The sequence below is a fragment of the Frateuria flava genome (assembly GCF_017837635.1).
GTDB lineage: Bacteria > Pseudomonadota > Gammaproteobacteria > Xanthomonadales > Rhodanobacteraceae > Frateuria_A > Frateuria_A flava.
Window position 1 is genome coordinate 29917 of record NZ_JAGJRS010000021.1, and the last position, 14773, is coordinate 44689.

14 protein-coding genes are annotated in these 14773 nt (G+C 68.0%); 11 read left to right on the plus strand and 3 right to left on the minus strand.

Annotation, left to right across the window (positions count from 1 at the left end; all coding sequences use genetic code 11):
* Window positions 1–136: 136 nt before the first annotated feature.
* On the minus strand, window positions 137–541 hold the full coding sequence (locus J7I44_RS10670) for a DUF4156 domain-containing protein (RefSeq protein WP_209620208.1): 405 nt from the start codon (window positions 539–541) through the stop codon (window positions 137–139).
* A 141-nt stretch (window positions 542–682) separates the two neighbouring features.
* Window positions 683–3544, minus strand: coding sequence for a M16 family metallopeptidase (locus tag J7I44_RS10675; protein ID WP_209620211.1), 2862 nt, complete (start codon window positions 3542–3544; stop codon window positions 683–685).
* A gap of 252 nt (window positions 3545–3796) precedes the next feature.
* Here J7I44_RS10675 and J7I44_RS10680 point away from each other — a divergent pair, with 252 nt between their 5' ends.
* The 10 genes from J7I44_RS10680 (at window position 3797) to J7I44_RS10725 (ending at window position 11737) form a co-directional block, all read left to right on the plus strand.
* Window positions 3797–4003 (plus strand): hypothetical protein, encoded by a 207-nt coding sequence (locus J7I44_RS10680; protein WP_209620214.1) that lies wholly within the window; start codon window positions 3797–3799, stop codon window positions 4001–4003.
* A 60-nt stretch (window positions 4004–4063) separates the two neighbouring features.
* Window positions 4064–4531 (plus strand): tRNA (uridine(34)/cytosine(34)/5-carboxymethylaminomethyluridine(34)-2'-O)-methyltransferase TrmL, encoded by a 468-nt coding sequence (gene trmL / locus J7I44_RS10685; protein WP_209620217.1) that lies wholly within the window; start codon window positions 4064–4066, stop codon window positions 4529–4531.
* A 119-nt stretch (window positions 4532–4650) separates the two neighbouring features.
* Window positions 4651–5298: a ubiquinone biosynthesis accessory factor UbiJ gene (locus J7I44_RS10690; protein ID WP_209620220.1), complete on the plus strand. Its 648-nt coding sequence runs from the start codon at window positions 4651–4653 to the stop codon at window positions 5296–5298.
* On the plus strand, window positions 5295–6941 hold the full coding sequence (gene ubiB, locus J7I44_RS10695) for a ubiquinone biosynthesis regulatory protein kinase UbiB (RefSeq protein ID WP_209620223.1): 1647 nt from the start codon (window positions 5295–5297) through the stop codon (window positions 6939–6941). Before J7I44_RS10690 ends, ubiB begins: the two co-directional genes overlap by 4 nt.
* 147 nt (window positions 6942–7088) lie before the next feature.
* On the plus strand, window positions 7089–7787 hold the full coding sequence (locus J7I44_RS10700; protein WP_209620226.1) for a pseudouridine synthase: 699 nt from the start codon (window positions 7089–7091) through the stop codon (window positions 7785–7787).
* Window positions 7788–7863: 76 nt separating this feature from the next.
* Window positions 7864–8286, plus strand: coding sequence for an alternative ribosome rescue aminoacyl-tRNA hydrolase ArfB (gene arfB, locus J7I44_RS10705; protein ID WP_209620229.1), 423 nt, complete (start codon window positions 7864–7866; stop codon window positions 8284–8286).
* Complete coding sequence (locus J7I44_RS10710; RefSeq protein ID WP_209620232.1) at window positions 8283–8876, plus strand: 1-acyl-sn-glycerol-3-phosphate acyltransferase; 594 nt, start codon at window positions 8283–8285, stop codon at window positions 8874–8876. The genes arfB and J7I44_RS10710 overlap by 4 nt, the downstream gene beginning before the upstream one ends.
* A gap of 229 nt (window positions 8877–9105) precedes the next feature.
* Window positions 9106–9684: a hypothetical protein gene (locus J7I44_RS10715; protein ID WP_209620235.1), complete on the plus strand. Its 579-nt coding sequence runs from the start codon at window positions 9106–9108 to the stop codon at window positions 9682–9684.
* Between the two features lie 20 nt (window positions 9685–9704).
* The gene (locus J7I44_RS10720; RefSeq protein WP_209620238.1) at window positions 9705–11153 is read left to right on the plus strand and encodes a phospholipase effector Tle1 domain-containing protein; all 1449 of its coding nucleotides are present in this window, start codon (window positions 9705–9707) and stop codon (window positions 11151–11153) included.
* Window positions 11150–11737: a hypothetical protein gene (locus J7I44_RS10725; protein WP_209620241.1), complete on the plus strand. Its 588-nt coding sequence runs from the start codon at window positions 11150–11152 to the stop codon at window positions 11735–11737. The genes J7I44_RS10720 and J7I44_RS10725 overlap by 4 nt, the downstream gene beginning before the upstream one ends.
* Window positions 11738–11890: 153 nt before the next feature.
* Here J7I44_RS10725 and J7I44_RS10730 read toward each other — a convergent pair whose 3' ends face one another.
* Window positions 11891–12799, minus strand: a complete 909-nt coding sequence (locus tag J7I44_RS10730) for a LysR family transcriptional regulator (RefSeq protein WP_245188120.1) — start codon at window positions 12797–12799, stop codon at window positions 11891–11893.
* 258 nt (window positions 12800–13057) lie between these two features.
* On the opposite strand from J7I44_RS10730, the gene aceB reads away from it, so the two are divergent.
* Window positions 13058–14677, plus strand: coding sequence for a malate synthase A (aceB, locus tag J7I44_RS10735; protein WP_209620247.1), 1620 nt, complete (start codon window positions 13058–13060; stop codon window positions 14675–14677).
* Window positions 14678–14773: the final 96 nt, after the last annotated feature.

Consider the following 14773-nt stretch of genomic DNA (forward strand, 5'->3'; position numbering starts at 1 on the left):
CGCGCTGGCTATCGCACACGCATACGCGGGCGCACGGGGGACTGGCGCACGCACGTCAACGCGCGGACGGAAACGGCCGACGCCATGAAGTGCCCCGAGGCGTCAGCGGAGCACGCAAGCCAGGGAAAAGAAGCGCTCAGCCGCCGCTGATCGGATAGGTCTGCACGCCGCCGCTGGCGGCCGGTGCCGGCTGGGTGGTCGGGCGGCTGGTCGAGGCCGGACGTGCGCTGCCGCACTGGTAGGCGCCCCAGGCCTGCTCGCCATCGACCGGCTCGGCCAGCGGCTTGACCGTGTCGGCGCCCATCTTGGCCGCCTCGTTGCGCGCCATCACTTCCAACTCGTCGCGCACCTTGATGTCGTTGCGGTCGACCGGGCCGACCCGCTCCATCACCGACACGGTGACCTTGCCCAGGTCGCGGCATTGCGAGACGTCGCCGTTCCAGGCCGTGCGCACCTGCTTGCCCGCATCGTTGAGGGTGATGCCCCAGGTGCAGGCGCCGAGGAGCAGGACGGGGACGAGCAGCAGCAGGGTCTTGCGCATGGGTGGGGCTCCGAAAGGGCGATCGGGAAGAGGCTCATCGTACCGTGGCGGCACGGGAGTGGGCTGAAGGGCAGGCGAAAACCCACGGTCCTCGCCTGCCCTGCGGCTCTCCCCCGGCTGCGCCGGGAGAGAGCGGGCCTGTCACTTCACCGGCTTGCCGTCGGCGTCGAGCACCTGCACCTTGCCCAGGTTCAACGCACGCACCGGCGCCTCGATCTTCTTGAGGTCACCGACGATCACCCAGGTCAGGTGGTCCGGATGGATCACCTCGTCGGCGGCCGCCTGCACCTGCGGATCCTTCAGCGCCTGGATGCGCGCCTTCTCGGTCTGGATCCAGTTGTCGGGGCGGTCGTACTGGGCGATGTCCGCCAGCGCACCCATCACCGAGGAGGTGGTCTGGTATTCGCCGGGCAGGCTGCGCACGTCGCCTTCCTTGATCTTGGCGATTTCCTGCGCGGTCAGCGGATGCTTGCCGACCACGCCGCGGGCCTCGGCCAGGATCTGTTCGGCCGAGGGTGCGGTCTTGTCGGTCTGCACCGGCGCGTACATCAGGAACGGGCGCTGCCCCAGCGCATCGGGCATGAAGCTGTAGGCGCCGTAGGCCCAGTGCTTGTCCTCGCGCAGGTTCATGTTCAGGCGCGAAGTGAAGGTGCCGCCGAAGGCGCCGTTCATGGTTTCGATCGCCAGGTTGTTGTCGACCTTGGTCGAGGGCGCCAGGCTGCCGGCCAGGATCAGGCTCTGCTGCGCGCCGGGGCGGTCGATCAGGTAGACGCGCGACGACTCGGGCGCCGCCACGTGGCCCACGTTCTTGGCCGGCACCTTGCCCGCGCCCGGCTTCCAGTCGCCGAACACCTTGTCCAGCTGCGGAATGATCGTCTCCAGCGTGGTATCGCCGGCGACCAGGATCTGCACGTTGTCCGGGCGGATGAAATCGCCCATGAAGCGGCGCATGTCGTTGACGTCGAGCGCGGTGATCGATTCGGCGGTGCCCGATCCGGTGAACGGGATCGCATAGGCATGGCCCGGGCCATACAGCAGCGGCGGCAGCGTGCGCAGCGCGATGCCGATCGGCTGGCTCTTCTCCTGCGCGATGCGCGCCAGCCACTGGCCACGCAGGCGGTTGACGTCATCGGTACGGAAGGCCGGGTTGCGCACGATGTCGGCGAACAGCGTGAGCGACGGTCCGAGCTTGTCGTTCAGCGCGTTGAGCGAGGCGTTGCAGAAATCCAGGCTGCAGCCGCTGCCGATGACCGCGCCCAGGCGCTGTTCGCGCTTGGCGATCTCGACCGAGTCCAGCGCCTTCGTGCCCTCGTCCAGCATCGCCATGGTGAAGCTGGAGGTGCCAAGCTTGCGGCCCTGGTCGGCGGCGTAGCCGGCGTCGAACAGCAGCTGCACCTGCACCGCCGGCACCTCGTGGCGCTCGGCCAGGGTGACTTCGATGCCGTTGGCGAGCTTGCCATGCTGCAGGGTCGGGAAGGTCAGGCCCGGGAACTGGGTCACCTCCGGCACGCCCTTGCTGCGGTCGACCGGGCTGGGCGTGGTGTGGAAGTCGCCCTTGGCAGCAAGTCTGGGTTCGGGCTTGCCGGGCAGCGCGGGACGGCCGCCGTAGGTGGCGAAGTCCGTTTCCTCGACCTTGCCCGGCGTGACGGTGACGGTGTAGTCGCCCTTGGCGATCCACTGGTTGGCGGCAGCCTTGACGCTGGCCGGGGTGGCCGCCATCAGCGTGGCGAAGTCCTTCTGGTACGCGCTGGGGTCCTGCTGATAGAGCTGTCCCTCGGCGAGGATCATCGCCTGCGTGTTGACCCGCTCCAGGCCACGCACGAACGACGCGCGGATGCCGGTCTTGACGCGCTCGAGCTCGTCGGCGGTGGGGCCGTCCTTGAGGAACTTCGCCCACTCGTCGGCCACCGCGGCCTCGACCTTGGCCGGGTCGGCGCCCTTCTTCACGTCCACCTGCAATTCGAACAGGCTGGCCAGCACGTGCTGCTCGATGTCGACCGAGACGTCGTCGGCGAGCTTGTCCTTGTAGACCAGACGCTGGTACAGGCGAGAGGTCTTGCCGCCGCCCAGCACTGCCGCCGCAAGCTGCAGCTGGTTGAGTTCCTGGTCGTTGCGCGAGGGCACGTTCCATTCGCGGTAGATGCGTGTCTGCGCGACGTTGTCGGTCATCGCGCCGCGGGTGGACTTGTCGCGCGGGGTGATCCACACCTGCGGGCGCGGCACGGCCGGGCCGGAACCGATGTCGCCGAAATACTTGAGCATCTTCTGCTTCGCCTGCGCCGGCGTGATGTCGCCGGCCAGCACCACCACCGTGTTGGCGGCGCCGTAGTAATCCTTGAACCACTGCTTGACGTCGGCGAGCGAGGCGGCGTTCAAGTCGGCCATCGAGCCGATCGTGTCGTGGTGGTAGGGATGATTGGCCGGGAAGGCCTCGGCCTGGATCAGCTCGCTGACGCGGCCGTAGGGCTGGTTCTCGCCCTGGCGCTTCTCGTTCTGCACCACACCGCGCTGCTCGTCCAGCTCTTTCTGGCCGATCGCGCCGAGCAGGTGGCCCATGCGGTCGGACTCCATCCACAGCGCCATGTCCAGCGCGGTGGTGGGAACGGTTTCGAAGTAATTGGTGCGGTCCAGCCAGGTGGTGCCGTTCATGTCGGTGGCGCCGGCCAGCTCGAACGGCTTGAAGTATTCGTCCTTGTGGTTCTCCGAGCCCTGGAACATCAGGTGCTCGAACAGATGCGCGAAGCCCGTCTTGCCCTTCGGCTCATAGGAGGAGCCCACGTGGTACCACACGCTCACGGCCACCACCGGCGCCTTGTGATCCTCGTGCACCACGACCGTCAGGCCGTTGGGCAGGGTGAAGCGCTCGTACTTCAGCTCGGGGATCTTCGACGCCTGCGCCGCCGGCGCGTCGGCGGCCTGCGCCACCGGCAGCAGGGCCGGTCCGGCGAGCAGGCTGGCGGCGATCAGCGCCAGCGCGGTCTTGGGTGGGAAACGCTTTGCCACGGTGCAACCTCCTGTCTCACGAAAGAGGTCCGAGGCTATCGGTCCGGGACAAGCAAGCACAAGCGCCAGAGGTCGCGGCGCTGTCCGGACGGTGTCCGCCCGCGGACCGCACACTGTCCGCGGACAACCCACGCGCATGGCGCAAGGTCTGACAAACGTCAGTAGATCAACGGGTTTGCTGCCACTGCATGGCTGGCACGGGGCTTGCCACACTGGCTACAGGAACCCCCCCTGCCCCAAGGAACCGAAGCCATGAAACTTGAAACCTATTTGCTGCGCAGCCTGTTCGCCGCCTGCCTGCTGGTATGCGGATGCATCATGGCCTCGATGGTGTTCACGCCCGGCCCGGTGCAGCTGGCCGGCAGCGGCGATGGCGCCCAGCTCGGCGTGATGCTGGCCGTGCCCGGCGCATGCATGCTGCCGCCCGATGGCGTGGTCTGCCCGCGGCAGGAAAGCTGACCCGCGTGCGCCTGACCCCTGCCCGAGCCATCGACGGCCCGCGCAGCGGATAATGGCCGGATGCTGCATGTCATCCTCTTCCGCCCGGAAATCCCGCCGAACACCGGCAACGCCATCCGCCTGTGCGCCAACACCGGCGCCTCACTGCACCTGATCCGCCCGCTCGGCTTCGAACTGGACGACGCCCGTCTGCGCCGTGCGGGCCTGGACTACCACGAGTACGCCCGCGTCAGGGTGCATGACGATCTGGCCGCGTGCCTGGCAGCGCTGGGCCAGCCGCGCGTATTCGCCTTCTCCACCCGCGGCCGCGTTGCCCATGTCGATGCCCGCTACACCGAGGGCGACGCCCTGCTGTTCGGCTGCGAGACCGCCGGCCTGCCGGGCGATGTGCTGGACGCCATCCCGCCGGACCAGCGCCTGCGCCTGCCGATGCGGCCCGAGAGCCGCAGCCTCAACCTGTCCAACAGCGTGGCGGTGGCCGTCTACGAAGCCTGGCGCCAGCTGGGGTTTGCCGGCGCCGTGTCGTAGGCGCCCGCTTGCGGGCGATGCTCGTGATCCGGTGGCAGCAAGGCAGGGCCTCGCCCGCAAGCGGGTTCCTTCAAAGGCACGAAGGCCGATGTGGCGCTGGTGGCCGCTACAATCGCCGGATGAACGCCCCCACCCCGAACGCATGGCTCCCGCAGCCGCTGCGCAAGCTCGCCGGTCGCGCGCTGGAAACCGCGCTCAACCACACGCTCTCGCTCGATCCGGACACGCGGCAGAAACTGGCTGCGCTCGCCGGTCGCAGCATTCAGTTGCACCTGCGCGGGCCGGAGCTGGCGCTCTGCGTGACGGTGGAGGGCGAGCGCCTGCACGTCGGCCCGCCGCAGGACACCAGCCAGTTGCGCGTGGCGGCCAGCCCCGGCAGCCTGCTGGCGATGGCATTGCGCCGCGGCGACGAGGGCGTCTCGCCAGGCAAGGTCGAGATCGCCGGTGACGCCGACCTGGCGCGCCGGCTGGAGAAACTGGCCAGCACCTTCCAGCCGGATTTCGAGGAAGCCTTCGCGCGCAGCTTCGGCGACGTGCTCGGCGTGCCGCTGGCGCAGGCGATCACCAAAGGCCTGCGCCATGCGCGCGAAAGTGCACAGCATCTCGGCCAGGACAGCGCCGACTGGCTGCGCGACGAGGCCCGGCTGACTCCGGCGATGGGCGAAGTGGACGATTTTCTCGACGGCGTGGACGCGCTGCGCGAGCGCAGCGAACGCCTCGAAGCCCGCCTGGTGCGCCTGCGCCAGCGCATGGGGCCGCGCGCATGACGCCGCTGAAGGTGGTGCCTGGCGTGCTGCGAGTGGCCTCGGTACTGCTCGCCTGGCGGCTGGACGAGCTGGTCGACGCGGCGCACCTGTATCGGCCGCTGAAGCTGCTGAGGCCGCTGCTCGCCCGCTCGCGCCCGGGCGCCCGCGAACTTCCGCGCGGCGCGCGGCTGGCGATGGCGCTGACGGAGCTGGGGCCGATCTTCGTCAAGGCCGGGCAGGTGCTGTCGACCCGGCGAGACCTGATCCCGGCCGACATCGCCGACGAGCTGGCGCAGCTGCAGGACCAGGTGCCGCCGTTTCCCGGCAGCGAAGCCCGCGTCATCGTGGAAAACGAGCTCAAGGCACGCATCGGACGGCTATACGCCCAATTCGACGAAACGCCGCTGGCCTCCGCGTCGATCGCCCAGGTCCACGCCGCCACCCTGCACGACGGCAGCGCCGTGGTGGTGAAGGTGCTGCGTCCGGGCATCGAACAGAAGATCGCGCGCGACATCGCGCTGATGCGTTCGCTGGGCGAGCTGGCGCAACGCTGGCATCCCAACGCGGACAAGATCCGTCCACTCGACGTCGTCGCCGAAGTGGAAAAGATGCTCGAGAACGAGCTGGACCTGCAGCGCGAAGGCGCCAGCGCCAGCCTGCTCAAGCGCAACTTCGAAAGCGGCGTGGATCTCTACGTGCCGGCGGTGCACTGGGACTTCACTTCCGAGCGGGTGCTCACGCTCGAGCGCGTGCACGGCGTGAGCGCGGACGACATCGCCGCCATCGACGCGGCCGGCATCGACCGCAAGGCACTGGCCGCCAAGGGCGTGCGGGTGTTCTACGAGCAGGTCTTCCGCGACAACTTCTTCCACGCCGATGCGCACCCGGGCAACATCTGGGTGGATCTCGAGCGGCGCGCGGAACCGCGCTTCGTCGCGCTCGACTTCGGCATCATGGGTTCATTGCCCGAGGCCGACCAGTACTGGCTGGCACAGAACTTCATCGCCCTGTTCGAGCGCGACTACGCGCGCATCGCGCAACTGCACGTGGCGGCCGGCTGGATGCCCGCGACGGTGCGCCTGGACGAGCTGGAGGCGGCCATCCGCACGGTGTGCGAGCCCTACTTCACCCGTCCGTTGTCGCAGATCTCGCTGGCCGAGGTGGTGGTCAAGCTGTTCCAGACCGCGCGGCGCTTCGAGCTGACCCTGCAGCCGCAGCTGATCCTGCTGCAGAAGACGCTGCTCAACATCGAGGGCGTCGGGCGCATGCTCGATCCGGATATCGATATCTGGGCAGTGGCCCACCCGGTGCTCAAGCGCATCCTGCGCGAGCGCTACAGCGCCCGGCGCACCCTGCGTGCGGTGCGCCAACGGCTGCCCGAGTGGCTGCACGCCGCACCGCAGCTGCCCGAGCTGGTGCGCGATGCACTGCGCCAGACGGCCAGTGGTGAGCAGCGGCAGCTGGCCGACCCGGCGCAGTTGGCGCTGCATGCGGAGCTTGCGCTGCGCCGGCGGCGCGCGCTGCTCGGCGGACTGTTCGGTACGGCCTTGCTCGGCTGCGCCACGCTGTTGTGGATTGCGGGCGGACCGGCCGGCTCGGACTGGGTGGCACTGGGCTGCCTGGCCGTCGCCCTGCTCGCCTTCCTGACCAGCGCCCGCCGCTGATCCGGCGCTGCAGAACCTCCAATCGCCGCGCAGTGCCCCTGTAGGAGCGCACCCTGTGCGCGACCACGCGCCTGCCAGTCCGGTGAGGCCGCGCACGGGGTGCGCTCCCACAAGGGTTCATCAAGTTGTTGAGCTCCTGAAGAAATGATGCTCGATATCCTCCATCAGGACGACGCCCTGCTCGCGGTCAACAAGCCCGCGGGCCTGCCCGTGCATCGCTCGAAGCTGATCGGGCCGGCCGAGGCCTTCCTGATCGACCTGCTGCGCGAACAGATCGGTGGCGAGCTGTTCCTGGCCCACCGCCTCGACCGCGCCACCAGTGGCGTGCTGCTGGTCGCCCGCTCGACTGCGGTGGCCGCCGCACTGGGCGAGCAGTTCATGGCCCGCCAGGTGCACAAGCAGTACCTGGCCGTGGTGCGCGGCTGGCCTGAACCGGCCGAGGACCTGGTCGACTATCCGCTGCCCGGCTCGCGCGAAACCGGCCCGCGCCGCGAGGCACGCACGCACTACCGGCGCCTGGCCACGGTCGAGGTGCCGATCGCGCTGGGCCGCTATCCGCAGCAACGCTACGCACTGGTGCTGGCCGAGCCGGAGACCGGCCGCTTCCGCCAGATCCGCAAGCACATGGCGCACATTCATCATCCGGTGATCGGCGATTGCCAGCACGGACGCGGCGACCACAACCGCCTGTACAAGCAGCACTTCGGATGCCACCGCATGCTGCTGCACGCCTGGCATCTGCAGTTCGCGCATCCGGTCAGCGGCGCGCCCGTAAGGTTGGAGGCGCCGCTGGATGAGGCGTTCCAGGCTGTGCTGGGGCGTTTTGGCTGGGGGTTGGTGGGCTGAAGCCCACCCTACTGGCGCACGGCATGGCCGTAGGGTGGGCTTCAGCCTACCAACCGCGATCCCCTAAACTGCGCCGATGCTGCAGATCAGCCGCACCCTCACGCTCCCCGACACCGAACTGACCGAACGCTTCCTGCGCGCGGACGGCCCCGGCGGGCAACACGTCAACCGCACCGAGAGTGCGGTGGAGCTGCGTTTCGACGTCGCCTCCTCGCCGTCGTTGCCCGAGCCGGTGCGTGCGCGCCTGCTCTCGCGGCGCGACCGGCGCATGACCGACGAAGGCGTGCTGGTGATCCAGGCACGCCGCTTCCGCGAGCAGGCGCGCAACCGCGACGACGCGCGCGAGCGCCTCGCCGATATCGTGCGCGGCGCATTGGCCGCGCCGAAGAAGCGCCTGGCCACGCGCCCCACGCGCGCCTCGAAGGAGCGCCGCCTGGCTGGCAAGCAGCAACGCGGCAAGCTCAAGCAGGGCCGCTCGCGTGACTGGAGCGGCGAATGAGCGGTGCCATCCTGCCGCCGCTGCCGCCACAGGCGCCGCGGATCGACAGCCGCTTCTGGCCCTGGCTGATGCGCGGCCTGCTGCGCCTGTCCGGCTGGCGCCTGCTCGGCGAACTGCCGGACGTTCCGAAGCTGATCATCATCGGCGCACCCCACTCCTCCTACTGGGACGGCGTATGGGGCCTGATGATGAAGATCGCGCTGGGCGCGGACATCAAGGTGATGATCAAGCGCGAGGTGCTGGACAGCCCGCTGGGCCTGGTCCTGCGGCCACTGGGCATGATCGGCATCAACCGCAAGGCCGCGCTGAACGTGGTCGGCCAGATGGTGCGCCGCTTCGGCGACCATCCGCGCATGTGGCTGGGCATCACCCCCGAGGGCACGCGCAAGCACGTCACGCAATGGAAGAGCGGCTTCCTGCGCATCGCGCGCGAGGCCCAGGTGCCGATCCTGCCGGTGTTCCTGGACTACCCGACCAGAACCTTCACGCTGGGCACGCCGCAGTACGCAACGGACGATCCGGACGCCGACATGGCGCGCATCCGCGCGCTGTTCCGCGGCTATCGCGGCAAGCATCGGGATTCCGAGTAGGGATGTGCCACGCGTGGGGCAAACCCTACGCGACCCGTTCGCCCAGCCCTACGGCAAGCGTGCAGGCCCGCAGCCGTCCGGCCCGTTGCCGCGTGATAACGTCCCCGGGGTCACTGGACTGCGTCAAACGGACATGACCCCAAGCCCTACGCGCCCCCGAATCGGCCCCCGGCCGCCCGCCACCGCGTACCTGTGCGGAATGGCCCTTCTTCTCGCAGGATGCTCGCCAATGGGACAGTCACCTGCGTCGTCGCGCGCACCCTCGCCATCGGGCGTGATCCCCGCGCACATCCCGCTGGACGCCCATCACATCGTCCACATCGATACCAGCAAGCCGATCCCGTTCGACGAGCACAGCTTTGGCTCGTACTGTTTCGATACCTACGGTTGCAAGGTTCTTTATAACGGGCGCTACGACAGCCATGACCCCGAAGACGTCAAGCAGGCTTCGTCGGCGTCACTGGGCGCCAAGTACCCGGACGACATGTATGCCAGCTGGATCGGGATTCGGAACTTCCCTCGTCCGGCACATGTGACATGGCGATCCAAGGACGGCCAACCGCACGAGGCCGAAGTAGATATTGCCAAGATCTTTGCAGATCAAACGGTTCGCCATCGCGTACCACAAGCTGATCTGCCAGCAATACTCAAAGCCCCTGTCTACCCGGGCATTATCCTTGAGGTCAACGATCGGACGATCAACGTCTATATGCGTGCGTTCGTTACGACCAACAAACTCCAGATTGCCGGAAACCCGTATAGCAGTTTCCGTGACGACCTGATTCTTGTTCACAGCAAGACGTACTGACTGGCTTCAAGGACGAACTCATGACCGACGACGAGTTACGGCGCTGGCCGGATGGTGTCGAAACACGTCCAGCCGGTGAAGAAGCCCTGGAAGGCTACCGTGAGCAACGCAAGGCGCTGGCACAGCTTGCCGTCCCGGTGCTCGTCGGCCCGCAAATGCCGCACGCTCGACTTTATATCGCCGGGTTTGATGGCACAGGCAACGACAAGTACGCGGATCCGGAACACGCTACTAATGTTGCTAATGTGGTTGACCAAATCCGGCGAGGTGGCCACAAGCGCGCAGTGCAGGCAGGTTATGTCACAGGAGTTGGTACCCAGACGGAGGATTTCTCCAAGGCGGTGGACGGCGCGCTCGGTTACAGCTACGGCCCGCGCATGAACGATATGTACCTCCAGTTCATCGAACAGGCTGCGCGCTGGAAAAGGGAGGACCCCAACGCCGAGATTAGCGTGGCATCGATCGGTTTCAGCCGCGGTGGCGTCACTACCGCCATATTCGCCCGCATGGTCCAGGAACGCGGTATCCAGGATCCGGCGGGCATGATCATCGAACGCGACGAGAAAGGCCGCATCCTGAGCCTCACGCCCACCCGCCCGCCGCTGGTCCCGCCGGGACAGACCGCGCAGGTGGTGGGCTTGTTTGATCCGGTCGCCACTGGCGTGATGAACGAGGCGGACGTGCGTCTGCCGCCGTCTGTAATTTCCGGCTTCCAGATCACGGCTCTGGACGAACGGCGCGACGAATTTGCCTCCAAGCAGATCATCGATCCGGGCATCTCGCCCGATGGCCGGTTCTTCAACGCACAGGTGCACGGCGCGCACTGCGACGTCGGCGGGTCCTATCTGCTCAACGGATTGTCCGTGCGCAGCGGCAACCTGATGACCGCGTACCTCAACGCGCTCAGCGGTGTGCCCTTCCTTGAGGAAAAGACAGTGCCGAGCGCGCCGGCGATGAATGTCATCCATCGCAGCGAGCAGCACCAATGGTTCTACACAACGGCCTTGGACTCCTCGCTGGGGCACCGTATGACGGTCGACCGGCTGGTGGGACCCATTTCTCCCTATCGGGCGATAAACGAGCTGCAGAGCCTGTTCTCCAACACCCGCGACGCCGAGCCCATGAACAAGGCGCTGGACGCGCGCTTTCGCCACCAGCTCGTTCCGGTCCCGCCTGAGCGAGAAGACTCGGCACTCCCGGCCTTCTTTGAAACCCGGCCACACGTCGCGCCCGCACCACCGATCAGGGTGGACTGGAACCAGATGTTCCTGCAGATGAGCGATGCGGCCCTCGATCGCAACGCCCGCGGCATCCTCGACGCCGGTCGGCAGTTCGCCCAGACCGGGGACGGCCAGATCTGGCTGCAACAAGGCCAGCTGGCCCATCAGGCCGCGCGGATGGGGGAGGATCAACCGTCCATGGTGCTGACGCCGGACGTCGCAACACAAAGCCCGGGTATGCGCGTGTGACCAGTGATGTGAAAGAGCGCGTCGCGCCCGAGGACCTGCAGCAACTGGCGCTGCGTCTGAGCGCCTTCGCCAACGTCCTGGGCGAGCATGCCGAACGTCTGGTCGAGGAAACCGGGCGCGGCACGCAAGCCCTGAAGGAAACGGCGCAGGGACTGGGCCTGCAAGCCGGAGAGCTTGCACGGGAGCTGGCCGCGAGCGTTGGCCAGGAAGTCCGCACGGGGATCGAACGGAACGTGACAGCGGGCATGCGCCAGGGTGGCGAACGACTGCAGGCGGCCTGCGATGCGGCCACGCGCGCCGCCGGCGCCATGGAACGCGAACTGGAGCGGATGCGCCGGCTGTCGCGTTCGGTTCTCTGGAAGGGTGGCCTTGCCCTGCTGACAGGCGCCGTCCTCGCCGCGGGCGGCAGCGGCTACCTGGCCTGGCGCAACCATCAGGCGATCGAGCGGGCCCACTTCTCCGCGGACCTGCTGGAGGCCACTCGCTCGGGTGCCTTGCGGCCCTGCGGCGACGGCTTGTGCGCGCGCATCGCGGCCCATGCGCCTCGTTACGGCACACACGGCGAGTATCGGCCCATCCATTGAACATCTCCCCCGGTCATCGCCGATCGGGCGCGTGCTTGGCAGTGGGCGGGGCGGGCGGGAATCCGCCCTGCCGGCATGGCCTTCTGTGCGAGCGCACCGGCGCGCGACCGCCCAGCCTCCCGGTCGCGCACTGGGCGCGCGCCGCACCAAGCGTCAGCGGCCGGAGTGGCCTGGCTCGTCGTGCTCGCGATGGGTCAGCAGGCCGGGCTTGATCATGTCGACGAAGGCGCGCGCCTCGGGGCTCAGGAACTTGCCCTTGCGCATCACCACACCGTAGCTGCGCTGGGGAAAGAAACGCTTCATGTTGCGCACCGCCAGGCGGGCGCGGTCGGCCTCGGTGATGCAGATGCCGGTGACGATCGAAATGCCCAGCCCTGAAGCGACATACTCCTTGATCACTTCCCACCCGCCGACCTCGATCGCCACCCGGTAAGGTACCTGGCGCTGCTGGAACACCAGGTCGACCAGCCGGTAGGTCGACAGCCGATGCGGCGGCAGGATCAGGCCGTAGGGGGAGAGGTCCTCCAGCGCGATATCCGCCTTGTGCGCCAGCGGGTGGTTGCGCGGGGTGATCAGCATCGGGTCGTACTGGCGCAGCGGCGCCCAGGCGATGTCGTTGGGTACGTCCAGCATGGAGCCCACCGCGAAGTCGGCCTCGTCCGCGCGCAGCAGCGCCAGGCCGTCGCGGCCGGTGACGTTGGCCAGCTGCAGGTGCACCGCGGGGTAAGCCTCGCGGTAGCGTCGCACCAGATCGGGCAGCAGGTACTGGATGGTCGAAGCGCCGGCGGCAATGGTCAACCGGCCCGCGGTAAGACCCTTGATGCGTGCCTGGAAGTCGCGGTCGAGGTTTTCCCATCCCTCGATCAGCGGACGCGCCAGCTCGTACAGCGCCTCGCCGGCATCGGTGAGGTTGATGCGTCGGCGCCGCCGTTCCAGCAACGGCACGCCGAGTTCACGCTCCAGGGCCTGCAATTGCAGGGTGACGGTCGGCTGGGAGAGGAACAGCGCCTCAGCCGCACGGGTGAGCGTGCCCAGCTTGACGATGCTCACGAAGGCGCGCAGCTGCTTGTGGCGGTTGCCCTTGTAGTAGTAACGCTCTGCAACCTCGACCGCTTCCCGGGCCCTCGCGGCCGCTTTTGCAGGCTTCGCCCGCCGCCCCTGTCTTGTTCCGTTCACTGCCGTTGCCTCCCTTTCGGCTCGGTAAGGCGCGATTTTGCCTGCTACTTTGAATTTCTCAATAAGAAAGATTGAAACATTCGCTTTGTCAAAGCCTGGCATGCAGGCCTAGCGTGGATGGCACCCCTCCAAGGAGCTGCATCCATGGCCGTCCCACAGGAACGACTCGATCCCGGCCCGCTGACCGTCCACGGCAACACCGCCGCCTACGCCAGCCTGCTCACCGCCGACGCGCTGGCCTTCCTGGCCGACCTGCACCACCGTTTCGATGCCCGTCGACGGGAACTGCTGGCCGCCCGCGACGAGCGGCAGGCGCGATGGGACGCCGGGGCCCTGCCCGACTTCCGCGCCGACACCCGCGCCATCCGCGAGGGCGCCTGGCAGGTTGCACCGGTCCCCCCCGCGCTGCGCGACCGCCGCGTGGAGATCACCGGGCCTGTCGAGCGCAAGATGATCATCAACGCGCTCAATTCCGGCGCGAAGGTGTTCATGGCCGACTTCGAGGATTCCTCGACGCCGACCCTGGCCAACCAGCTCGACGGCCAAGAGAACCTGATCGACGCCGTGGCCGGCACCATTTCGTACCGCTCGCCCGACGGTCGCGACTACAAGCTCGGCGCGAATCCGGCGGTGCTCATCGTGCGCCCGCGCGGCTGGCACCTGCCCGAGCGGCACTTCTTGGTCGACGGCGAGCCGATGGCCGGCGCGCTGGTGGATTTCGGCCTGTTCGTCTTCCACAACGCCCGCGCACTGCAGGCGCGCGACCGCGGCCCGTATTTCTACCTGCCCAAGCTGGAAGCGATGGAAGAGGCCGCACTGTGGGACGCGGTGATGGCGCATGCCGAGCACCAGCTCGATCTCCCGCGCGGCTGCATGAAGGCGACGGTGCTGATCGAGACGCTGCCGGCCGCCTTCGAAATGGACGAGATCCTGCATGCGCTGCGCGAGCGCGTGGTCGGCCTCAACTGCGGCCGCTGGGACTACATCTTCTCCTACCTCAAGACCTTGCGCGGCCACCACGACCGCCTGCTGCCCGAGCGCGGCCAGGTGCAGATGACCGTGCCGTTCCTCAAGGCCTATTCCGAACTGCTGATCAAGACCTGCCATCGCCGCGGCGCCTTCGCCATGGGCGGCATGGCCGCGCAGATCCCGATCAAGGGCGATGACGCCGCGAACGAAGCGGCGCTGGAGAAGGTTCGCGCGGACAAGCTGCGCGAGGTGCACGCCGGCCATGACGGCACCTGGGTTGCGCATCCGGCACTGGTGCCGGTGGCGCAGGCGATCTTCGACCGCTACATGCCCGAGCCCAACCAGTTGCACGTGCTGCGCGAGGACGTCCACGTCACCCGCGACCAGCTGCTGGCGCCGGCCTGCGGCACGATCACCCGCGCCGGCTTCGACAACAACGTCGAGGTCGCGTTGCGCTACACGGCCGCCTGGCTCGACGGCCTGGGCTGCGTGCCGATCCACCACCTGATGGAAGACGCCGCCACCGCCGAGATCGCCCGCGCGCAGCTGTGGCAATGGCTGCACTACGCCGGTGACGTCATTTCCGACTGCGTGCCGCTGGAGTTCCCCGATGGCGCGCCGATCGACATGGCGCTGTTCGACCAGGCGCTGGCCGCGCACACCCATCGCCTGCGCGAAAGCACGCATCCGGGCGCCCGCCGCGCCGAGGACGCCGCGCATCTGCTCAGCGAACTGACCCACGCCGAACAGCTCGGCGCCTTCCTCACCCTGCCCGCCTACCAGCAACTGGCCTGACCGCCCGCCTTTGTAGGAGCGCACCCTGTGCGCGACCGCCATGCATCCCGGTCGCGCTCAAGGTGCGCTCCTGCAGGACACCCTCACGGAGCCTAG